Annotated in this window: 21 protein-coding genes; 7 read left to right on the top strand and 14 right to left on the bottom strand. The window is 70.9% G+C overall.

The window, feature by feature from the left end; all coding sequences use genetic code 11:
* Nucleotides 1-35: 35 nt before the first annotated feature.
* A complete protein-coding gene (locus AAD528_RS05815; protein ID WP_345751100.1) occupies nt 36-758 on the top strand; it encodes a TetR/AcrR family transcriptional regulator in 723 nt (240 codons plus the stop codon).
* 133 nt (nt 759-891) lie between these two features.
* Here the strand turns inward: AAD528_RS05815 and AAD528_RS05810 are convergent, their stop codons facing one another.
* The 7 genes from AAD528_RS05810 to AAD528_RS05780 are packed head-to-tail and all read right to left on the bottom strand — an operon-like array spanning nt 892 to nt 8,951.
* Nucleotides 892-2,613 (bottom strand): CocE/NonD family hydrolase, encoded by a 1,722-nt coding sequence (locus tag AAD528_RS05810; protein WP_345751099.1) that lies wholly within the window; start codon nt 2,611-2,613, stop codon nt 892-894.
* 20 nt (nt 2,614-2,633) lie between these two features.
* Nucleotides 2,634-3,983 carry an MFS transporter gene (locus AAD528_RS05805; RefSeq protein WP_345751098.1) on the bottom strand — a complete coding sequence of 450 codons (1,350 nt, stop codon included), beginning with the start codon at nt 3,981-3,983 and terminating at the stop codon, nt 2,634-2,636.
* A 26-nt stretch (nt 3,984-4,009) separates the two neighbouring features.
* A complete protein-coding gene (locus AAD528_RS05800; protein WP_345751097.1) occupies nt 4,010-4,915 on the bottom strand; it encodes an MBL fold metallo-hydrolase in 906 nt (301 codons plus the stop codon).
* Nucleotides 4,912-5,844 carry an alpha/beta hydrolase gene (locus tag AAD528_RS05795; protein ID WP_345751096.1) on the bottom strand — a complete coding sequence of 311 codons (933 nt, stop codon included), beginning with the start codon at nt 5,842-5,844 and terminating at the stop codon, nt 4,912-4,914. Before AAD528_RS05795 ends, AAD528_RS05800 begins: the two co-directional genes overlap by 4 nt.
* An 18-nt stretch (nt 5,845-5,862) precedes the next feature.
* Entirely contained in the window at nt 5,863-6,972 is a 1,110-nt protein-coding gene (locus AAD528_RS05790; RefSeq protein ID WP_345751095.1) for an FAD-dependent oxidoreductase, read from the bottom strand.
* Between the two features lie 39 nt (nt 6,973-7,011).
* Nucleotides 7,012-7,971 (bottom strand): phosphotriesterase family protein, encoded by a 960-nt coding sequence (locus AAD528_RS05785; protein ID WP_345751094.1) that lies wholly within the window; start codon nt 7,969-7,971, stop codon nt 7,012-7,014.
* A gap of 20 nt (nt 7,972-7,991) precedes the next feature.
* Entirely contained in the window at nt 7,992-8,951 is a 960-nt protein-coding gene (locus tag AAD528_RS05780; RefSeq protein WP_345751093.1) for a phosphotriesterase family protein, read from the bottom strand.
* 189 nt (nt 8,952-9,140) lie between these two features.
* On the opposite strand from AAD528_RS05780, the gene AAD528_RS05775 reads away from it, so the two are divergent.
* The 3 genes from AAD528_RS05775 to AAD528_RS05765 are packed head-to-tail and all read left to right on the top strand — an operon-like array spanning nt 9,141 to nt 11,661.
* Nucleotides 9,141-10,316 (top strand): cytochrome P450, encoded by a 1,176-nt coding sequence (locus tag AAD528_RS05775; RefSeq protein WP_345751092.1) that lies wholly within the window; start codon nt 9,141-9,143, stop codon nt 10,314-10,316.
* 14 nt (nt 10,317-10,330) lie between these two features.
* Nucleotides 10,331-10,528, top strand: a complete 198-nt coding sequence (locus AAD528_RS05770) for a ferredoxin (RefSeq protein ID WP_345751091.1) — start codon at nt 10,331-10,333, stop codon at nt 10,526-10,528.
* Entirely contained in the window at nt 10,525-11,661 is a 1,137-nt protein-coding gene (locus AAD528_RS05765) for an NAD(P)/FAD-dependent oxidoreductase (RefSeq protein WP_345751090.1), read from the top strand. Before AAD528_RS05770 ends, AAD528_RS05765 begins: the two co-directional genes overlap by 4 nt.
* 86 nt (nt 11,662-11,747) lie before the next feature.
* Here the strand turns inward: AAD528_RS05765 and AAD528_RS05760 are convergent, their stop codons facing one another.
* Nucleotides 11,748-13,463 (bottom strand): MFS transporter, encoded by a 1,716-nt coding sequence (locus AAD528_RS05760; protein WP_345751089.1) that lies wholly within the window; start codon nt 13,461-13,463, stop codon nt 11,748-11,750.
* Nucleotides 13,464-13,598: 135 nt separating this feature from the next.
* Here AAD528_RS05760 and AAD528_RS05755 point away from each other — a divergent pair, with 135 nt between their 5' ends.
* Nucleotides 13,599-14,213 (top strand): TetR/AcrR family transcriptional regulator, encoded by a 615-nt coding sequence (locus AAD528_RS05755; protein WP_345751088.1) that lies wholly within the window; start codon nt 13,599-13,601, stop codon nt 14,211-14,213.
* A 48-nt stretch (nt 14,214-14,261) separates the two neighbouring features.
* A complete protein-coding gene (gene rsmI, locus AAD528_RS05750; RefSeq protein WP_345751087.1) occupies nt 14,262-15,080 on the top strand; it encodes a 16S rRNA (cytidine(1402)-2'-O)-methyltransferase in 819 nt (272 codons plus the stop codon).
* A gap of 46 nt (nt 15,081-15,126) precedes the next feature.
* On the opposite strand, the gene phnE (AAD528_RS05745) is transcribed toward rsmI, so the two are convergent.
* From phnE (AAD528_RS05745) to AAD528_RS05720, 6 genes are all read right to left on the bottom strand, one after another.
* Nucleotides 15,127-16,014: a phosphonate ABC transporter, permease protein PhnE gene (gene phnE / locus AAD528_RS05745; RefSeq protein ID WP_345751086.1), complete on the bottom strand. Its 888-nt coding sequence runs from the start codon at nt 16,012-16,014 to the stop codon at nt 15,127-15,129.
* Nucleotides 16,014-16,814: a phosphonate ABC transporter, permease protein PhnE gene (phnE, locus tag AAD528_RS05740; protein WP_345751085.1), complete on the bottom strand. Its 801-nt coding sequence runs from the start codon at nt 16,812-16,814 to the stop codon at nt 16,014-16,016. The genes phnE (AAD528_RS05745) and phnE (AAD528_RS05740) overlap by 1 nt, the downstream gene beginning before the upstream one ends.
* The gene (gene phnC / locus AAD528_RS05735) at nt 16,811-17,617 is read right to left on the bottom strand and encodes a phosphonate ABC transporter ATP-binding protein (RefSeq protein WP_345751084.1); all 807 of its coding nucleotides are present in this window, start codon (nt 17,615-17,617) and stop codon (nt 16,811-16,813) included. Before phnC ends, phnE (AAD528_RS05740) begins: the two co-directional genes overlap by 4 nt.
* A 61-nt stretch (nt 17,618-17,678) precedes the next feature.
* Entirely contained in the window at nt 17,679-18,674 is a 996-nt protein-coding gene (locus tag AAD528_RS05730) for a phosphate/phosphite/phosphonate ABC transporter substrate-binding protein (RefSeq protein WP_345751083.1), read from the bottom strand.
* Nucleotides 18,675-18,792: 118 nt separating this feature from the next.
* On the bottom strand, nt 18,793-19,518 hold the full coding sequence (locus AAD528_RS05725) for an HAD family hydrolase (protein WP_345751082.1): 726 nt from the start codon (nt 19,516-19,518) through the stop codon (nt 18,793-18,795).
* Nucleotides 19,515-20,231, bottom strand: coding sequence for a FadR/GntR family transcriptional regulator (locus AAD528_RS05720; RefSeq protein WP_345751081.1), 717 nt, complete (start codon nt 20,229-20,231; stop codon nt 19,515-19,517). Before AAD528_RS05720 ends, AAD528_RS05725 begins: the two co-directional genes overlap by 4 nt.
* Before the next feature lie 125 nt (nt 20,232-20,356).
* Here AAD528_RS05720 and AAD528_RS05715 point away from each other — a divergent pair, with 125 nt between their 5' ends.
* Nucleotides 20,357-21,739: a GntP family permease gene (locus AAD528_RS05715; RefSeq protein WP_345751080.1), complete on the top strand. Its 1,383-nt coding sequence runs from the start codon at nt 20,357-20,359 to the stop codon at nt 21,737-21,739.
* The last annotated feature ends 3 nt before the right edge of the window (nt 21,740-21,742 follow it).

The raw sequence follows: 21,742 nt of genomic DNA, 5'->3' as shown, positions 1-21,742 counted from the left end.
TTCGAGCTTTGGCAAGGAGTGCGAGGATGGCAGACATGGCAGGACCGAAGGATCATGGCCGCGACCGGACGCCGGGGAGGCGCCGGGCCTCGCACTCGATGGAGGCGGTGCTCTCCGAGGCCGTCGCCCTGCTCGACGAGGCCGGTGAGCAGGCGCTGACGTTCCGGGCACTCGCGCAGCGGCTCGGCGGCGGCGTGGGCTCGATCTACTGGTACGTCGCGAGCAAGGACGAGCTGCTCGATCGCGCCACCGATCACGCCCTCGTGGCGGTGCTCGACGCGACAGAGCCGTTCGCGCAGGATGACGCGGCGGGGGATCCGATCGACAGCATCCGTGCGACCGCGTGGGTGCTCTTCGACGCGATCGTGGATCGGCCATGGCTGACCGCCTACTTCATGCGCGACACGGACATCCAGCCGAACGCCCTGCGGATGTACGAGCGGATCGGCGAGCAGGTCATGCGGCTCGGGCTGACCGCGCGCCAGACGTTCCACGCGGTCTCGGCGATCCTCGGCTTCGTCATCGGCATCGCCTCCGATCTCAGTCAGCAGCCTCCGGCCGTGGTGGCCGACGGCACCGTCGGGCCGGACGAGTACATGGCGGCGTTCGCGGAGCGGTGGCGCCAGACCGACCCGCAGGAGTTCCCCTTCGTCCACCACATCGTCGACGAGTTCGCGCACCACGACGACACCGACCAGTTCCGCGCCGGCCTCGACCTCCTGCTCGACGGGCTGCGTCTGCAGGCGCAGGGTGGGTAGGCGACTGCGGGGCTGACGCCCGCCGACGGACTCGGGCATCCTCGCCGACCTGCTGTGCAGCGTCGTGCTGATGTCGGTGATCCTCCTACCTCAGGGGCGCCGCCCGGTCGCGGTCGGATCGGTCGTGGCCGTGTCAGGCGTTCACGAACGGCAGCACGAGCCGCGACGGGTGCGCGGCGTCGCGGTAGATCTTGTGCGTCGTCGGACGTCCGATCGGCAGGTGGAACGAGTCGGGCGGCAGCAGCGCGTTGTGCTCGTCCTGCATCGGCTCGTTCGCGGAGAGCTCCACGACGAGGCGATGGCCGGGGAGGACCGTCGCGGCGAACGGGTAGATGCGCAGCACGTACTCGTTGATCTCGCCCGGCACGACCGGCACCTTCCGCGTGTGCGGGTGGATCGGGCTGCCCTGGGTCGAGCGCTCCTCGTCGAGCTCGCGCTGGCTCGCCTTGAGGTAGGCCGTCGACACGAGGCGGCGCCTGCCGTTCGGGGCGTAGTCCCAGAACCGCGCGATGAAGTTCGTGTCGTCCTGGTCGATCTCGGCGAACAGGTGGAACGCGCCGGTGCCGATGAGCTCCATCGGCTCCTCCAGCACGGGGGTCGACCACGAGAGCATGCCGATCTCGTCGGTGGTGATGATCGGCGCCTGGAAGTACCCCTCGTAGCCGGCGACGTCGGCGTTGAAGCGCTCGGGCTCGGCCGACAGCTTTCCGCGGCCGCGCAGGTGCAGCGCCTTGAACTCGGGCTCCTTGGGCGGCCACGCCTCGGCCTCGACATACTCGCGCGTGCCCTCGACGAACACGGACACGGCCGGTTCCTGGTCCACGCCGTTGTCGATGCCCTTGATCCACTTGTCGTACCAGCGGAACATCTCGTCGTGATCCTCGACCCACGGGCGCGACTGCATGGGCGGGTAGGGGCCGATCGTGAGCTTCTTGTTCGCCGACGGGATCCTGTTGAACGTCTCGATCGTGGAATCGAGCGTCCAGCCGCGGCCCTGCTCCATCTTGAGCCAGACGGGGATATCGATGTTCGCGGCGAGGTTCACGGGATTGCGCTCCTCGTACCACTCGCCGTCGAGGTCGTTCGTGATGATGTCGAACCACGCCTCGTGGTGGACGGGGTAGTGCAGCGTGTGGACGAGGTTGGGCCAGGCCTGCACGTCGGCGTCGGCGAGGCGCGCGGCGACGCGGGCCTTGACCTCCTCCTCGGGCACGCACTCGAGCATGCGCGAGGCGACGCGGTCGGTGAACGCCCAGCCGCTGTCGCCGCCGCGGCCCTCGCGCGCCGCGCGCGGCATGAACCACATCACGCCGCCGTGGTACGTGGTCTCGTAGAAGTCGTAGTGGCCGCCCGAGACGAAGATCGCCTTGAGGGACGGCGGCCGCTCGGCCGCGGCCAGCACCTGCATCGAGCCGAAGTACGAGATGCCGATCATGCCGACGTTGCCGTCGCACCAGGGCTGGGCCGCGACCCACTCGATGAAGTCGTACGCGTCCTGCCCGAGCGGCACACCGCCGGCGTTGTAGTTGCCGACGTGGTCGCCCTCGCTGGCGCCGGATCCGCGCAGGTCGCCGATCACGTGCACGTAGTCGTTCTCCACGACGCGCGCGATGTCGCCGGCCTCGATGCAGCCGTCCCACAGGGGCGACGGGCGGCGCTGCGGCGGGATCGTCAGGGCGAGCGCCTGCAGCTCCTTGCCATACGGGCTGAGCGCCACGAGCGCGGGGCGCGGCTTGTCGTCCGTGCCCTCGTACGCGTCGGCGGCGAGCGCGACGCCGTCGCGCATGGGCACCCGCAGATCCTTGCGGATGCGGATGGTCTGGTTCCCCGCGTGGAAGGTCTGGAATTCGGTCATGTTCTGCTCCTCCACAGGACTCAGGATGCGACGGCGTCGACGTGAGGTTCGGGGGCCGTGCCCGTGGTCCTGGCGCGGGCGAGCGGCACGAACGCGAAGGCGATCGCGGCGATGACGCCCCGCACGGCGAACCACAGGAACGTCAGCTGCGCGGGCATGCCCGTGGTCAGCAGCCAGCCGCCGAAGGTCGGGCCGATGATGGCGCCGATGCGCCCGACGCCCGAGGCCAGGCCGATCGCGGTCGAGCGCACGGCCGACGGATAGTACTCCGAGACGAAGGAGTAGGAGATGTTCTGCGAGCCCATCGTGCACGCGCCGGCGAGGGCGGTGAGCGCGAGCAGGATCCAGAAGTCGGCACCGAGACCGAGAAGGACGATCGCGACGGCGGACACGACGAACATCGGCACGAGCACGCGCTTGACGCCCCAGGCGTCGGCGACGCGGCCCATCACCAGCGTGCCGACGATCGCGCCGACGTTGTACGTGATCATGAACGTCAGGCCGGCGCCGAGCGCGTAGCCCGCGGTGACCATCAGGTTCGGCAGCCAGGTGCTGATGCCGTTGATCATGAGCAGGCACATGAAGAACGCGATCCAGACCATGATCGTGGCGAGGGCGCGTCCGCCGCGGAACAGCGTCGCGATGGATGCACCCGTCTCCTTCTCCGCGGCCGGGACGTCGAGGGTCGCATCTGCAGGGATGTCCGCCCGCGGGTTCATGAGGATGAGCACCGCGCGCAGCTTCTCGGTGCTGCCGCGGCGGAGGTGCATGGTGGGCGAATCCTGGAACGACCGCGCCGCGAGCGGGAGCAGGAGCAGCGGGATGATCGCCACGATGTAGACGCTCTGCCATCCGAACGTCGGCAGCAGGAGCATCGCGACGAAGGCCGCGAGGATGCCGCCGACCGAGAAGAAGCACATGATGACCGCGACCATGGTGTTCGCGAGCTTGCGGGGCGCGTAGTCGGTGGCCATCGCGATGACGCTCGGCAGGATGCCGCCGATGCCCACACCGCTGATGAAGCGGAACACGGCGAAGACGACGGGGCCCGGGGCGAAGGCGCACAGGAACGCCGCGGCGCTGAACAGGGCGACCGCGAGGATCAGCATGCGCTTGCGACCGAAGCGGTCGGCCAGCACACCGAAGCCGACGGCGCCGATGGCCATGCCGAAGATGCCGACGGAGCCGATCGTTCCGGCCTGGAGCGGGTCGATGCCCCATTCGCCGAGCAGCACGGGCAGCACCGAGCCGTAGACGACGAGGTCGTACATGTCGAACGTGATGATGAAGCACGCCCAGAACAGCATGGAGCCGTGGAAGCGGCTGAATCGGCTGCCCTCGACGAAGGCCTTCACGTCGATCGTGGTCATGTCTCTCTCCATTGAGATCGGGGGTGTCAGTGAGCGCTGTACGCGCGAAGGGAGGTGAAGAAGGGCGACGGCTCGAGCGTCGGGTCGCCCGCGTAGCCGAGCTCCTCGGCGACCGCCTCGTACGGGGAGTAAGGCGAGCCGGTCGGTGTGCCTTCGCCGGCACGCGCGACGGCGGCGCGGATCTCGGCCTCGCGCTCGAGCGAGCCCCGGATCGCCTCGGCCGCATCCGCGGCGTCGAGCACGATCGGGAACGGCGTGCCGTCCTTCCGGCGGTACGGGTGCCCGAGGTGGAGTCGCTGGGGCGCGAGGTCCTGGAGTCGGAGCAGGGAGTCGCGGTACGCATCCGCGTCCTCGTAACCGGGGAAGCCGCTCGCCGCGCCATAGGACTGCACGGCATCTCCGACGAAGACATCACCCTGGCCGACGATCTCGTATGCGACGGCGCCGGCCGTGTGGCCCGGGATGGCGTGCACGCGCACCGCGACACCGCCGAGGTCGAGCACGTCGCCGTCGTCCACGAGCCGGGTCGGCTCGAACTCCCCGGAGATCGCCTCGAGGACCTCGGCCCTCTTCGACGCCTCGAGTGTCTCGCGGCCGACGAGATCGCCGCGGAGGGCGAGCGCCTCGTCGACGTGCGCCTGGCGGGACCGCACGAACGGCGCGTCGGAGGTCCCGATGACGACCTCGGCGCGCCGGCCGGTCGCCTCCCAGAGCGCGTAGGCGCCGCCCACGTGGTCGATGTGGCCGTGCGTCAGCAGGATCCAGCGCACGTCCTCGATGCGCTTCCCGAGCTTCTTGAGCTCGGCCGGGAGACCGGCCGCGGATTCGGTCACGCCGGTGTCGACGATCGCGAGCTCGGGGGCGTCGATGAGGAAGCTGAAGAGGTGGAACCGGCGCCAGGGCGCGGCGATCGGGAGGACCGGGGCGGTCACGCGGGGTCCCCGTCGCTCAGGAACTCCGCGATCTCGGTGTAGGCCCTCGCGTACTCCGGCAGCCAGCCGAAGTGCTGGATGAAACCGTGGCCGGCGCCGTCGTAGCGGCTGACCCTGGCGTCCACGCCCGCGGCCCTCAAGCGCTCGCCGTAGAGCTCGCCTTCGTCGCGCAGCGGGTCGTGCTCCGCGGTGAGGATGAGCGCCTTCGGGAGGCCCGACAGGTCGTCGCGCTTGATCGGTGACACGAGGGGATCGGACGGGTCGGCGCCGCTGTCGATGTAGAACGCGTTGAACGGCTTGAGGCCGGCCGTCTCGAGACCGAATCCCACGGCGTTGTCCCGCAGCGACGCATAGCGGTCCTCGTCGAAGTCGAGGTCCAGCGACGGGTACATCAGCACCTGGTGCGTGATGTCCTCGAAGCCGGCGTCCTTGGCCATGGCGGAGACCGCGGTGGCGAACGTGCCGCCCGAGCTGTCGCCCGCCACCGCGAGCGTGCGGCCGTCCCACTTCAGCGCGTCGCGCTGATCCGCGACCCAGCGCACGACCGCGAGGCTGTCCTCCAGTCCGGCGGGGAATGCGTGCTCGGGGGCCAGGCGATAGCCGACGGACACGACCTTGAGACCCGTCCGCCGCGCCAGAGCGCGCGCGACGTGGTCGTGCGTGTTCAGGCTGCCGAGGAAGAACGCTCCGCCGTGGAGGTAGACGATCACGCCGTAGGCGTCGGCTTCGGCGGGCGTGTACACCCGCACGGGGACGTCGCCCGTCGCGGCGTTCGCGATGAGGTCCTCGACGGAGTGGAGCGGCAGGCGCTCCTCGACCGGGCCGACCTGGGCCTCCTCTCCCGCACGCATCGCGACGGGGTCGAGGGGACCGGGCTCGGGCGCGGGGAACGTCGCCAGGATCTCGGCGACCTTCGGGTGCAGTGCCATGTCGTGAGCCTCTCGAGTTCAGTGCTGGCCGGGGAACGCGTCCTCGACGGCCTCGGCGTTCCAGCCCGCGCGCGAGATGCGCTGCAGCTCGTCGGTGACCGGCTTGCGCGTCGCCTGGAACAGCGCGAGCGCCTCCGCGACCGAGCCCGCCTGCGCGAACGCGTCGGCGATCGCATCGCCGTCGGCGATCGCGGAGTTCGCGCCCTGGCCCTGGTGGTGCAGCATCGCGTGCGCGGCATCGCCGATCAGCACGATGCAATCGGAGTGCCACTGGTCGACCGGGTCGATGTCGTACACCGAGCGGCTGGTGACCTGGGCGACGTCGAGCTCGCGAGCGACCTGGACGATGCGCTCGTCGAAGCCGTCGAGCAGCGACACGAGGTAGTCGTTCGTGATCGCGGGCGCCCACGTGTCGTCGTCGGACGGGGCCGTGATGTCGTACGACAGCTGGCCGCGGTGACGCAGCGGCAGGTTGTAGGCGATCGTGCCGTTCTGGCCCATGTAGAAGCGCGGGTTGTCGTCGGTGACGAGCCCGTGGGCGTCCTCGATGTCGATCACGATGCGGTAGGCGTGCTCGCCCGCGAACACGGGCGCCTTGTCGGAGAAGAACGTCGAGCGCACGAGCGACCGGATGCCGTCGGCGCCGATCACGACGTCGGCCTCGACCACGTTCCCGTTCGCGAACGTGAGCGTCGATGTCGCGCCGTTGTCGACGATGCCGACGAGCCGGTGGTCGAGGCGCAGCGAACCCGCCGGGAGCGCGTTCGCGAAAGCCTCGATGAAGTCGCCGCGGTGGATGATGCGGGTGTCGTTGACCTCGGCGAACGCGTGGCGGTTCGGCCACTCCTCCTGGGCGAACACGGTCTGGCCGTCGCCGCTCAGGATCTCGAGGTGGTCGCTCGGGGAGGAGACCGCCGCGATCGCGTCGAAGATGCCCCAGCGACGGAAGCGCTCGACGGTCTCGGGGCGCAGGCCGATGCCGGCGCCGACCTGGCCGAGCGCGGGCGCCTGCTCGTACACGGCCACGTCCTTCACGCCGATGCGGTCGAGCGCGACGGCGGCGGCCGCGCCGCCGTAGCCGCCGCCGATGATGGCGACACGGAGGTTCTGGAGCTCTTCGATCTTCATTGATGCGTCTTTCGTGGGATGGGTCGGGGAAGCGGGGAGTCAGCCCTGCGGCTGCATGGCGAGGAAGGCCGCGGTGTTGGTCACGAAGATCCGCTCGATCGTCGCGTCGCTCACTCCCGCGTTCTTCAGGTCCGGGATGAGGTCGTCGAACAGGTAGTTGATGGTGTGGCCCTTGACGCCCGGCCAGCCGAGCGGGCTGCAGTTCGCGTCGGCGGACGCGAGCACCTGGTCGACGTGTCCCGCGTTCAGGAAGCGCAGGAAGTGATCCAGGCGCTCCTGGCGATGGCGGCCCCAGAACGGCGGGTCGGGAAGCTCGAGGTCGTAGCCGAAGGTGTCGAAGCCGAACACCGCGCCGGCCTCGAGCAGCGCGGCCTCGTCGATCCTGCCCTGGCTGACGCCGTCGTCGACGTGGCCGAACAGCACGCGGTTCAGCGGCAGGCCCTCCTCGCGGAAGATCTGCAGCGCGGGCTCGGCGTCGACGGCGAGGTGGGTGAAGATCGGCACGCCGGTCTCGACCGCGGCGCGCGCCGCGGCGCGGTAGATGCGCAGGTCGAGCTCCTTCATCCGGAACCCGCGGCTGACGCCGACCTTGATGATGCCGGCCTTCGCGCCCGTGCGGCCGATGCCGACCGTGATCTCGTGGCGGAACTGGCGGTACAGGTAGTCGACGTCGGCCTCGGCGAAGAACTGCAGGGCCGTGTCGCCGCCGACGAAGCCGGTCGCCGCGACGATGTGCACGCCGGTCTTCTCGGAGATCGACTTGTAGTAGTCGACGTCGCGGCCGTTGCAGATGCCCGTCGCGTCGACGAAGGTCGAGCCGCCGTTCTCGCGATAGGTGCGCAGCTTCGGGACGGTCTCCTCGTAGCGCTGCTCGGGGCTCTTCCACCACTGCGTGTCGAGCTCGGAGCCGGGCATGCCGTAGCCGATGTGCTCGTGGATGGCGACGAAGCCGAGCTCCGCGGCATCGATGGGGCCGAGGACGGTGTTGACGCGCGACATTGCGTTCTTCCTTCGGGGGATCAGCGGCCGGCGAGCAGGTCGCGCGGGTTGTCGATGACGATCGTGCGGACGTCGCTCGCGGTCAGCCCGCGGGCCTCGAGGAGCGGGGCGAACGACGTCAGCACGGTCTCGTAGGGCAGGTCGTTGCCGGCGTGGCCGAAGGCCGCGCCCGTCGCGCTCGACGACAGGATGACGCGGGCCGCGTGACCGGCGGCGGCGAGCTCGGCGACGAGATCCGCGCGCTCGGCGTCGCTCAGGTGGGCGTCGTCCGTCGACCCGACGTGGTCGATGCCGACGTACGCGCCGCGCTCGGCGACGGCCTGCGGCGCGCCGACGGCGTCGCGGCGATCGAGACCGCCGACCAGCACGCGCTCGGCGGCGACGCCCTCGGCCAGCACGACGTCGAGGTCTGCGACCGCATCGGCGCCGAAGCGGATGGATGCGGGGACGCCCGTGGCGATCGCGGTGCGGGCGACGCCGCGCAGCAGGCTCTCGTCGGTGAGCGTGGGACCCCCGGCGGTCACGGTCGTCGTGACGAAGCCGGCGGAGCCGCGGCGCTCGACGCGCGGTACGACCATGCCCTCGGTGACCTCGCGGCCGAACAGATCGGCGAACTTCTCGGCGGGCCACGGGGTGGGCGGGTTGGTCTGCGGGGTCAGGAAGTAGCCGCCGAGCTGCTCCTCGGGCCCCATGCCCGTGGAGGCGACGATGTGCACGCCCGTGGCGCGCGAGAGGTTCTCGTACAGGCGCACATCGCGACCGTGGAACATCCCGATGCTGTCGACGACGGTGCCGCCGCCGGCGGCCTTGAACGCGCGCAGCTTCGCCGCGATCGTCTCGAACACATCCGCCCGGTCGATCTCGATGTCGTACGCGTATTCGGCGCCGGGGACGACCGACAGCAGCGACTCGTGGAGCGCGACGACTCCGAGCTCATCGGCGGCGACGGGGCCGAGGACGGTGTGGACGGTGCTGCTCATGGGGCTCCGGACTCTCCATCGAGTTGATCGCTCCGCAGCGACGCGGAGGGTGGTCGGGTTGGGACGATCCTGACACTCGCTTTACAAACTGTCAAGTCAAATGACGCCTTGCGCGGGTCGCGACTAGAGGCTTTACTCGCTGTAAAGTCAGCCGCCGATGAAGGCGGTGTCACTCGAAGACGAGGAATCATGGCGAACGCACCCGCGACATCCGATGTCGACCTCTGGGCCGACGACATCCTGATCGATCCGTATCCGACATTCGCCACCCTGCGCGACCTCGGCGCCGTCGTGCATCTGACGCAGAGCGACGTGTACGCGATCACGCGCTACGACGCGATCCGCGACGCGCTCGGCGACTGGGAGACCTTCTCGTCCGCGTCCATCGGCTTCAACCCCTCCGTGAACCAGGCGCTCGCCGGCACGTCGCTGCGCTCCGATCCGCCCGAGCACACCCGGCTGCGCGCCGTGCTCTCCGAGAACCTCACGCCACGTGCGCTCCGCGGCCTCGCGGGCCGCATCGAGGAGAAGGCCGACGCGCTCGTGCGGGAGCTGGCCGCCCGCGGATCGTTCGAGGGCATCGACGACCTCGCCCGCGCCTTCCCGCTCGACATCATCGCCGAGCTGATCGGATTTCCCGACGAGATCAGGGCGAACATGTCGCGCTGGGGGCTCGCGGCGAACGAGGTCGTCGGCCCGATGAATCAGCGCACGGCCGAGAACTTCCCGGTCGCGGGCGAGCTGTACGGCTGGTGCAGCACCGTGACGGCGGCGGACCTCGCGGAGGGGTCGATCGGCCGGGGCATCTTCGATGCCGAGGCGCGCGGTGAGATCCCCGAGGGCAGCGCCGGGCACATCGTGCATCAGTACCTCGCCGCGGGGCTCGAGAACACGGTCGCATCGTTCGCGAACATCCTCGCGCTCTTCGGGCGCCACCCGGAGCAGTTCGCGAAGGTGCGAGAGGACGCGACGCTCGCGGCGTCGGCGCTCAACGAGGTGCTGCGGTACTGGGCGCCCATCCACGCGTGGGGACGCATCACGACCCGCGACGTCGAGATCGACGGCGCGGTCGTGCCGGCCGGATCGCAGATCGCGATCCTGTTCGGGTCCGGCAACCGGGACGAGCGCCACTACGAGGACCCCGACACGTTCGATGTGACGCGCAACCCCGTCGATCACCTCTCCTTCGGCTACGGGCCGCACGGCTGCGCAGGCCAGGGCCTGGCGCGCATGGAGGGACTCGCGCTGATCCGCGCCCTCGCGACGCACATCGCGTCGTTCCGCACGGGCGACGAGGTGCGCCGCCCCGCGAACACGACCCGCAGCATCCACGAGCTCGCCGTGCGCGAGATCGTCGCGGCGTGAGGAGAGGAGACCCCATGAGGATCGAACTGGATCGCCCCCGGTGCGAGGCGCACGGGCTGTGCGAGGAGGCCGCACCCGACCTGATGCATCTGGACGACGACGACGAGCTCGTGCTCGACCATGTGGACGTGGACGGGGCGGATCTCGATCGCGCCCGCGCCGCGGTGCGGATCTGCCCGGTCGCCGCCCTGCGCATCGTCGAGGCCTCGTGAGCGGAGCGCCCCGACGCGTCGTCGTGGTCGGCAACGGCATCGCGGGTCTCACCGCCTGCGACACGCTGCGCGCGGAGGGATTCGACGGCGAGCTGACGGTCGTGGGCGCCGAGGTCCATGCGCCATACAGCCGCCCGGCGCTGTCGAAGGCGCTGCTCAAGCTCGACGGCGATCTCGGCGCGCACGAGCTGCCGCCCTCCTCCCACGACGCCATCGAGCTGCGCGGCGTGTCGGCCACCGGACTGGACGTCGACGCCCGCCGGATCGCGCTGAGCGACGGGCAGGATCTCGCCTACGACGGGCTGGTGATCGCCTCTGGCGCACGCGCCCGGCGCCCCGAGGTCGACGTCCCCGTGCTGACGCTGCGCGAGCTCGACGACGCGATCGCGCTGCGCGGCGCGCTCGCGGGCCGGCCCGAGGTGGTCGTGCTGGGCGGGGGAGTGCTCGGCATGGAGATCGCCTCGGGAGCGCTCGCCGCCGGGTGCCGGGTCACGCTCGTGGCCACCTCGGCGCCCATGTCACGTCAGCTCGGGGGCTTCCTGGCGACGATGCTGGCGCGCGCGGCGACCGAGCGGGGCCTGCGCGTCGTCACGACGCCCTCGGCCGAGATCGTCGAGCGCGGCGGTCGGGCCGCCGTCTCGCTCGCCGACGGCACCGTGATCGAGGCGGACGTGGTCGCCGGCGCCACCGGCGACCACGCGAACATCGAGTGGCTGGCCGGATCCCGTGTGCTCACGGGTGACGCGCTGGTCGCGGATGGCCGCGGCCGGGTCGCGGACGGCGTCGTGGCGGCGGGCGACGTCGCGAGCTGGCGGGGCAGCCGGGGGGTGCGTCGGACGCCGTTGTGGACGAGCGCGATCGAGCAGGCGAGGACCGCCGCTGCCGCGCTGCTGCGCGGTGACGAGGTGCCCGAGCTCGACTTCCAGTCCTACTTCTGGACCGAGCAGTTCGACCTCGCGGTCAAGGCGGTGGGGGATCTGCCGCTCATCGACGACCCCGAGACCGTGGAGGGCGATGCCGCGTCGGACTCGGCGCTGCTGCGCTGGACGCACCCCGACGGATCCCACACGGCGGTCGCGGTGAACTGGCGCATCCCGATCCCGAAGCTGCGCCGGCTGACTCTCGCCGGCTGACGCCGTCGGCGGGCCCGTCGCGCACGTCGACCGATGCGGAGAACCCCCGACGCTCCGAGGAGCGCCGGGGGTTCCGTGGCGGTCGGTCAGGCCTCGATCTTGACGGTCGCGGCGAGATCGGCCTCGTCGACGGGGGCGACCTGCGTCGGCATGAACAGGGTCAGGACCGCCGAGGCGAGGGCCGCGAAGCCCGCGACCAGGTAGACGACCGTGAAGCCGCCCCCGAGCGATCCGCCTGCCGCGCCCATGATGTCGCCCTGCGCGGCGGTGAGCGCTTCGACGGCGCCGGCGAGGGCGTCCTCCGGCGCGCCCGAGGCGGCCATGTCGCCCGCGAACTGGCCGAGGACGCCGTCCCAGCCCGACAGCCAGGCCAGCGGGGGCACGTGCGAGAGGGCGGTCACGGCCTCGCCCGGGATCCCGGTGCCCTGCAGCACGCCCACGATCGGGCCGGCGAAGGCCGCGGCGCCGACGCTGAACGCGATGGCCGAGCCGATGACCGGGCCGAGCGTGAAGCCGAGGTCGCGCATCAGGCTGGTCGTGGCGCTCGCCATGCCGATCTGGCTCTGCGGCACGGTGTTGATCGCGACGGCCGTGATGGATCCGATCGTCGCGGCGAAGCCGATGCCGAGCAACAGCAGCGGCACGAGGAAGGCCGTCCACGGAGTGCCGCCGAACTGCTCGGGGATGCCGATGCGGTACGTCGACAGCCAGAATGCGCTCGCGGCGATCAGCACGAAGCCCGAGCTGAGCAGCCAGCGCGGTGACACCGCGTGGATCAGGCGGCCGACGATGGGCGAGAGGAGGAACGCCGGACCCTGAATGCAGACGAACAGGATGCCGACGACCCACACCGGGTTCTGCGCGAGCGCACCCATCGAGATCGACGTCGCGAAGCATGTCGCGAGGAACGCGAACATGCCGGTGACCGCGACGATCGCGGCGATCGAGAACGACGTGTTCTTGAACAGCTCGAGGTGCAGCAGGGGGGCGGCCGAGCGGCGTTCGAGCACGATGAAGGACACGAGCAGGATCGCGCCCACGATGTAGCCGGTGATGACCTGCCAGTGCGTCCAACCCGAATCGACCGCGGTGACCGTGGCGTACAGCACGGCGATGAGGCCGACGGCGAACGTGATCTGACCCGGCAGGTCGAGCCGGCGGCCGGCGGGCGCCGACGAGTCGCGCGTCGCCGCCGAGACGGCGACGAGCGCGAGGCCGGCGATGGCGACGACCCAGAACGCGACGCGCCATCCGCTGAACGCGTTCGGCGCGCCGGGCTCGGCGCCGGGGACCGTGAAGAGCTGGTGGGTCAGTCCGGCGAGCACGGGCGAGATGACCGCGCCGAGAGACAGGAAGCCCGCCCACGTGGCGATCACCTTGGCCCGAGCCCTGGGGTCCGGCGTGAGGGCGGCGACCATGGCGAGGCCGATCGGGAACAGCAGGCCGGCGCCGATGCCGATCACGGCCTGGGCGAAGATCATGAAGCCGGTCGAGTCGGCGAACGCCGACAGGATCGCGCCGGCGACGACGAGCAGCGAGCCGGCGATCATGAGGCGCTTGCGGCCGAACATGTCGCCCAGCAGGCCGAACGTCAGCTCGAAGGCGACGATGCCGATCTCGAAGATCGCGGTGATCCACGTCAGGCCGGCGCCCGACGTGTGGAACTCGGCCGCGAAGGTGCCGTTGAGGGCGCCGGGGATCGCGTACGCGGTCTGGGCGAGGGCGACGGACAGGAATGCGGCGATGAAGGTCGCGCGCACCGATCCCTTCGCCGCGACGATGGTGGTGGTCTCTGAGGACATCGGGCGGAACTCCTTCGTTCCCGTTCGGGGTGGCCGGCGCGTCCGTGCGGCGGCCTCGGGTTGGCATGACTATACAGTGCGTCAAGTCAGTTGAGGAAGTGTCAGATAAGAGGCGACAGCGCCTACGCTGTGCGCATGGCGAATCTGCGCGCAGCCCAGAAGGAGATGACGCGTCGGCGTCTGCTCTCCACGGCCCTCGGTCTGTTCCAGGACAAGGGCTACGTCAACACGACGATCGACGAGATCGCGGCGGCCGCGGGCACGACGCGCGTCACCTTCTACGCGCACTTCCCCGGACGCGACGGCGTCATGCGCGCTCTCATCGCGGAACTCAACGAGGTGCTCGAGCGCCGCGAGTCGCAGCGCGGCTCGACATCCACCAGCCTCGTCGAGGCCGTCCGCGTCGGCACGACGGATGCGATCGGGCCGTGGCTCGCGGAACAGATCGAGCACTGGCCCCACATCAAGCCGTACATCCTCGTCGCGACCGAGGCGGCGGCGGTCGATCCGGATCTCCGCGCCGTGTTCCGCGCGTGGTGGAACGAGGTGCTCGCCGACATCCGCGAGGGTCTCGACGCGGCCGACCGCTTCGACGCCGCCGAGCGGCCGTTCCGAGCGCACCTCGCGATGACGCTGCTCGACCAGGCCAACCTGGACTGGATCCGCGAGGGCGAGGCGGAGACCTCGACGCGGGTCCGCACGGAGGTGCTCACGGAGGCATGGGCGGGGCTGCTCGGCGTCGGATGCTGACATCCTCGATCGCTGGGCGACGGCCGGATGCGCCTCTAGGCTGAACCGGTGATCATCCTCGCGGCGACGCCCATCGGCAACCTCGGGGACGCGTCCCGTCGCCTGGTCGAGGTGCTCGAGCAGGCCACCGTCGTCGCGAGCGAGGACACGCGCACGACGCAGCGGCTGCTCGCCGCGCTGAGCATCGCGAACCGGCCGCGGCTCATCGCGATGCACGATCACAACGAGCGGCAGAAGGCGGGCGAGCTCGTCGAGCTGGCGCGGGAGCAGGATCTCGTCGTGCTGACGGATGCGGGCATGCCGACCGTGAGCGATCCGGGATACAACCTCGTGGCGGCCGCCGCGGCCGCCGGGGTGCTCGTCACGGCGATCCCGGGCCCGAGCGCCGTGCTGACCGCGCTCGCCGTGGCGGGGCTGCCGACCGACCGCTTCACGTTCGAGGGCTTCGTGGCACGCAAGCCGGGGGAGCGGCGGCGAGCGCTGGCCGCGCTCGCCGCCGAGCCGCGCACCCTGGTGTTCTTCGAGGCCCCCACGCGCGTGGCGCAGACCCTCGCGGACATGGCGACCGCGTTCGGAGCGGATCGGCGCGCCGCGGTCTGCCGCGAGCTCACGAAGCTGCACGAGGAGGTCGCGCGCGGCACCCTCGCGGAGCTGACCGGCTGGGCCGAGCAGGGCGTGCGCGGCGAGCTCGTGATCGTCGTGGCCGGCGCCGTCGCGGGCGACATGCCGCTCGAGGACGCCCTCGCCCAGGTGCAGGATCTCGTCGCCACCGGCACGCGGCTGAAGGACGCCGCCGCCGAGGTCGCCGCCCACACGGGCCACTCCTCGCGGGACCTCTACCAGGCTGCGCTCGCCGCGAAGCGCTGAGGCACCTGCCCTCGGAGGCCGACCCGATCCCGCCGGGCACCCGTGCTCACACCGCGGTCGCTCGGCCCTCGCCGATGTCGTCTCCGATGATCCGGTGCCGCACGACGGCGGAGATCTGGTCCACCACGATCGTCACCACGATCGTCACCACCAGGGCGACGCCGAGGCGCGCCCATTCGCGACCGTTGAAGAGCTGCTCGAGCAGGAAGCCGATGCCGCCGAGGCCCAGCGCACCGAGGATCGCGCCCGCGCGGATGTTGATCTCGAATCGGTAGAGCCAGAAGGCGATGATCTCGGGCAGAACCTGGGGCAGCATGCCCCACCGCAGCACGGCGAGCTGACCGGCGCCGGCCGCACGGAGGGCCTCGACGGGCCCCGGCCGGAGACCCTCGATCGCCTCGCTCGTGAGCTTGCCGAGCGTGCCCACGGAGCCGATCCCCAGGGCGATCGCGCCCGCGGCGGGGTGGAAGCCCCACAGGGGAAGGAGGAACACGATCGCGAGGATGAACTCGGGGATCGCCCTCACGACGTTCAGGATCGTGCGCGCGATTGCGACGATCCATGCGGGCGCGACGTTCCGTGCGGCGAGGAACCCGAGGGGCAGCGAGAGCACGGCCCCGATCAACGTGCCGATCCAGGCGATCGTCACGGAGTCGAGCATGAAGCCGAATGCGACCGTCCACCACTCCGTCTGCGGATCCTGGAACGGGTTGAGGAAGAGCCCCTGCGACAGGAGGTCGGCATAGCGCAGGACTGCCTCCGGCAGGCCCAGCAGGCGCGTCCAGTTGGCGTCGACCAGCCACACGCAGACGACGACGAGGATCGCGGCGCCGAGCCAGGCCGCGGTCGCGGGCCACTTGGGCGGCGCCGCGGGCCGCACGGGGCGGTCGACGTCCCGGCCCGGTGTCCGTGTCGCGGCGGCGTGCGCGTCCATCAGATCAGCCTCCGGCGCAGCGACCGCGACGCGATGTCCAGTGCGATCACGATCACGATCAGGCCGATCACCATCACCGAGACGTTGTCGTAGTGGAATCGCGCGCGCTCGACGTTGATGAGCGATCCGATGCCGCCCGCACCGACCAGGCCGATGATGGCCGAGGCGCGCAGGTTCATCTCGAACACGTACAGGACGTAGGACAGGAACCCGGGCCAGACCTGCGGCAGCACGGCGGTGACCGACCGCTGGAACGTCGTGGCACCGGCCGCGTCAGCCGCCTCGAGCGGCCCGCCGGCGACGGCATCGACCGTCTCGCTCGTGAGCTTCGCGATGATGCCCGTGTTGAACACCGCCAGGGCCAGCAGGCCGGCCAAGGTGCCCGTGGAGACCATCGCGACCATGAGATACGCGTAGCCGATCTCGGGCAGCGAGCGCAGGACGGAGAGGAACCAGCGGATCAGCCGCAGGAACCACGGCGACCGGTTCGTGATGCGGGAGGCGAGAAGGGCGAACACGAGGCCGACCGCCGCGCCGAGAAGCGTGGCCAGGATCGCCATCACGAGCGTCTGGGTCCACGCCGACATGACGGCGGGTCGAGCGAGAAAGGCCCAGTTCGGGGAGAGGTACTGCTCGACGATGCCCCACGCGCGCGGGTTTCCGACGAACAGCGGCTCGATCGTGAAGTCGATGCGCAGCGCGGACCACACGGTCATGGCCACGGCCGCGAGCGCGACGAGGAGGAAGAGGAGACGAGGGCGCGGCTTCACGGGCCGCGTCGCGGGGGACGCGGTGCTCACCATGGCTCCGTCGTGTCCGCGTCCAGATCGACCTGAACCGGGCCGGGGAGCAGGTCCTCCGCGTTCAGCGCGCGACCGTAGATCTGCTCGAAGGCGGCCTCGTCCGCCTCCTCGGCGGTGCCGTCGAACACGACCCGTCCGGCGCGCATGCCGATGATCCGGTCTGCATATCGCGTGGCGAGGTCGAGGAAGTGCAGATTGACCACGGTCGTGATGCCCAGGTCCCGATTGATCCGCTGGAGGTCCCGCATCACCATGTTCGCCGTGGGCGGGTCCAGCGAAGCCACCGGCTCGTCCGCGAGGATCACGGCGGGCTGCTGAGCGAGGGCGCGGGCGATGGCGACGCGCTGCTGCTGTCCACCGGACAGCGTCGACGCGCGGTTGTACGCCTTGTCCACGATGCCGACGCGTTCGAGGGCCTCGAACGCGAGCTCGACGTCCTCCCGGCGCCACGCGCCGAGAAGCGCGCGCCACCACGACGTCGCGTGCAGTCGCCCGGTCAGCACGTTGTTCAGAACCGTCGAGCGCTCGACGAGGTTGAACGACTGGAAGATCATGCCGATGCGCGCGCGCAGCAGCCGCAGGGCGCGGCCGCGGGCGCCGTCGACCCGCTGGCCGTCGACGGACAGCGCGCCCGAGGCCGTGCGGACGATGCCGTTCACGGCACGGATCAACGTCGACTTGCCGGCGCCGGAGAGGCCGACGACGACGACGAACTGGCCGCGCGGGATCCGCAGCGTCACGCCGTCGAGACCCTTCGTGCCGGTGGGGTAGCGGACGGTGACGTCCTTGAACTCGATCACAGGTGGTGCCTCGGAAGACGGGGCCGGGCCGCCCGTCGGGACGGGCGGCCGGGCCGGTGGATCACTCGCCGCCGAAGTTCGCCTCGACCTGACGCGCAGCGTCGAGCGCGTCCAGGTCAGCGGCGACGAGGCCGTCGATGTTGTACACGGCCTGCAGCACCTCGACGCCTTCGTCCGTGTCGGCGATCGCCAGGAACGCGTCGGAGATCTTCTGCTGCCATTCCTCGGAAAGATCCGCGGAGACGGCGACGCCGTCGTTCGGAATGTCCGTCGACCAGGCGAACACCGTGAGGTCCTCGCCGATGGTCGGGTTCTCCTCGACCACCTCGGTGCGGGCGTCGTTGAAGCTCACGCCGACGGTCGCGTCGCCGTTGGCGACCGCCAGCACCGCATTCGGGTGGCCGCCGGCGAAGAACGCGTTCGACAGGTCGAGCGGGTCGATGCCCGCCACCTGCTGCAGCTGGGTCGCCGGGTAGTAGTACCCGGAGGCGCTGCCCTCGTCGACGAACGCGATCGTCTCGTCGGCGGTGATCTGCTCCAGGGCCTCCTCGCCGACCGGGCCCGACTCGGCCTGATCGGTGCCGTTGCAGAACGTGTATCCCTCGTCGTCGGTCACGACGTCGTCGAGGCAGAACCGATCGGTGTCCGCGGTGAACCACTGCGTGACGTAGGTGGAGGAGCCGTACCGCACCGACTGCAGGATCGGCACCGCGCCGGCCTCGTCCGCCGCCTGGACGAGGGCGATCGGGCCGAACATGCCGATCTGGGCCTGACCGGCCTGCATCGCCGTGACCAGAGCCGTGTAGTCGCTCGACACCTCGGCCGTGACCGGGATGCCCAGCTCGTCCGAGAGCATCGTCCCGAGGTCCTCTGCGTCGAGCACGAGCTGGTCGACGTCCTGCGACGGCACGAGGCCGAGCACGAGCTCGGTGGGCTCGGCTGCATCGCCGGTGCCGTCCGTCGGGCTGGTGGAGGTGCTCGGACCGCCACCGCAGCCCGCGAGGACGATCGCGGTGGCGGCGGCGGCGAGGACTGCGGTGGGTGCCCTGAACTTCATGCGTGCTCCTGGGGGGATGGTCGCTGCGGGGTGCGGATCTCGGCGGATCGGCGTCGGTGGGGACGAGGCCGCCGGCGAGTCCGAACATAGCCCCGGCCACCGCCGCGACACCGATCGTTCACGAACTCGTAACGGGAGACCGTCCTGCGTCCGCGTCGATCCCGGCCCAGGAGCGGATCCAGGGCGCCAGTGCGTCGAGCGACGACCCCCGCGCATCCGGCTCCCCGCCCCCGCGGCCGAACGGATCGATCAGGGCCGTCGCCGCCCCCCGGTCGCGCGGCACCGCGAGGTCGTTCACCCAGATGTCTCCCACGCTGAGCACCCGCGCATGCGTCACGGGGTGCGGGAGCAGGTCGAGCACCCCGTCGAGGCCGCCCGGCTTCCGGGCGTCGGCGATCACCTCGTCGAAGCTCGCGGCGATGCCGAGCAGCGAGAGGATGCGATCGAGACCGTCGCCGGGCGCATTGGTCACCAGCACCACCGCGATGCCGGCGGCGCGCAGATCGCTCGCGAGCCCCGGGAACGCCGGGGGAGTCGTCACGCCGAGTCCTTCGGCGGCCAGGCGGGCGCGCGCATACCGGAACGCCGCGTCGGTGACGTCGCGGCCGACCCCGGCGGCGGAGGCGGCGGCCTGCACGGCCAGGTATCCGTCGGAGGCGCCTTCGAATCCGGCGAGCGCCTCGCCGGCCGACCATCGTGCGAGCCGGTCGGGCAGGTCTGCGAGCGACGGATGCGCCTCCGCGATGCGCTGCGCGTACACGAGAGCGGGACCGTCGCCGATGCACACCGTGCCGTCGAAATCGAAGATCGCGGTGCGCGATCGCGCGACGACCGGGCTCGTCATGCTCGCAGTTCCCGTACGCCGGCATCGGCCGAGATCTCGTTCCAGACGCCGTGCAGGTGTGCGCGGGAGTGGCGCTCCGCGGCATCCGCGTCGCCCGCGGCGACCGCGAGCGCGACGGCGAGGTGCTGGTCGAGCGTGCCGGGCGCCGGCACGCTCGGGTGCAGGCCGAGGCGGGTGCGGCCCCGCAGCTCCTCCGCGACGGGCGCCTCGAGCGCCGCGAGCTGCGGATTTCCGGATGCCCGCAGCAGCACGCGATGGAAGTCGACGTCGGTCTCCATGAAGGCCTCGGCGTCGGCGCGACCGCCGACGCCGAGGTCGCGGAGCCGCTCGGCCAGGCGCCGCAGCTCGTCGCGCTGCGCGGGCGTCGCGCGCCGCGCCGCAAGGCGCGCCGCCGTCGGCTCGACCGCGACGCGCAGCTCCATGAGGGCCTCGAGCTGCTGCTGCCGGTACGGGCCGGCGAGGTTCCAGCGGATGAGCGCGGGCGCGAGCGCATCCCAATGGTCGCGCGGCTGCACCGTGATCCCGACGCGGCGGCGCGAGACGAGCATGCCGAGGCTCTCGAGCACCCGGACCGCCTCGCGCACGACCGTGCGGGAGGCCCGCGCCTCGCTCTCGAGCTGCGCCAGCGTGAGCACCGAACCCGGCGCCGGCTCGCCCGCGGCGATACGCCGGCCCAGGCCGTCGAGCACGTCTCCGTGCACTCCGCTCGCCATGGAACCCTCCTCCTCGAGGCGAATGGTGCTACTTTATCCTCTCGATAAGTAATACCTTTCGGGATCGGACGCCAGCGTCCGCCGCGCGTCGCCGCGCGGCCCCCTCGATTTCAACGGAGAAACCAATGGAAGACTGGACCCAGACCCTCGGGGCGGGACCGCTGCTCGGCATCGCCGCCGCGGCCGTCGCCCTGATCCTGTTCCTCGTCATCAGGATGCGACTGCACGCGTTCCTCGTCCTCATCGTCGTCTCGCTGCTGACCGCCATCGCGACCGGACTGCCGATGGACGTGCTCGTGAACGACGTGCTCGTGGCCAACTTCGGCGGCACGCTCGGATCCGTCGCCCTGCTGATCGGCCTCGGCGCCATCCTGGGACGCCTCATCGAGTCCAGCGGCGGCGCGAAGGTCATCGCCGACCGGATGGTGTCGATCTTCGGCGAGAAGCGCGCCGCGTTCGCCCTCGGCCTCACGTCGCTCATCCTGGGCTTCCCGATCTTCTTCGACGCGGGCCTCGTGGTCATGCTGCCGATCATCTTCGCGGTCGCCCGTCGCATCGGCGGCAAGAACCTGCTGCTGTACGGCATCACCGGGGCTGCGGCCTTCTCGGTCATGCACGTCTTCCTGCCGCCGCACCCCGGCCCGGTCTCGGCGACCGAGCTGTTCGGCGCCGACCTCGGCGTCGTGATGCTCATCGGCCTCGTGGTCGCGTTCCCCGCCTGGTACCTCTCGGGTTACCTGTGGGGCAAGTTCGTCAACTCGCGCTACCCGATGATCGTCCCCGCGCTGTTCGGCGCGACCGACGAGGACCAGCCGAAGAACCCGCCGAAGGCCGGCACGGTCGTCGCGATCCTGCTGCTGCCGCTCGTCCTGATCTTCCTCAACACGGGCCTGAACGCGCTCGGCTCGGTCGGCGCCGTCGACCGCGAGCAGGTGTGGGTGCAGGCCCTCATGCTCATCGGCACGTCGCCCGTGGCCCTGCTGATCACGGCGCTCATCGCGCTGCTGGTGCTCGGGAAGTTCCGCGGCGAGACCGGATCGGCGCTCGAGAAGCTCGTCGAGAACACCCTCGGCACCGTCTCCTCCGTGATCCTGATCACGGGCGCCGGCGGCATGTTCGGCGGCGTGCTGCGCGCGTCGGGCATCGGCGCCGCGCTGTCGGAGACGCTCGACGGCCTCGGCCTCCCGCTCATCTTCGCGGCCTACCTGATCGCCGTCGCGCTGCGCGTGGCGCAGGGCTCGGCCACGGTCGCGCTCGTCACCACGGCGGGCCTGCTGGCCCCCGCGGTCACCGCCGGCGGCTTCGGCGTCGTCGACACCGCCGCGATCACCCTGGCCGCCGCGTCGGGCTCGGTGTTCGCCAGCCACGTGAACGACTCGGGCTTCTGGCTCGTCGGGCGACTCATGAACATGGACGTCAAGACCACGCTGAAGACGTGGACCGTGCAGCAGGCGATCGAGTCGGTCGTCGGCTTCGCGATCGTGCTGATCGTGTACGCGATCTTCTGATCC

The sequence above is a fragment of the Microbacterium rhizophilum genome, assembly GCF_039605615.1.
Classification (GTDB): Bacteria; Actinomycetota; Actinomycetes; order Actinomycetales; family Microbacteriaceae; genus Microbacterium; species Microbacterium rhizophilus.
Note: the sequence above shows the minus strand (reverse complement) of the source record. Positions and strands in the feature narration are given on the sequence as shown.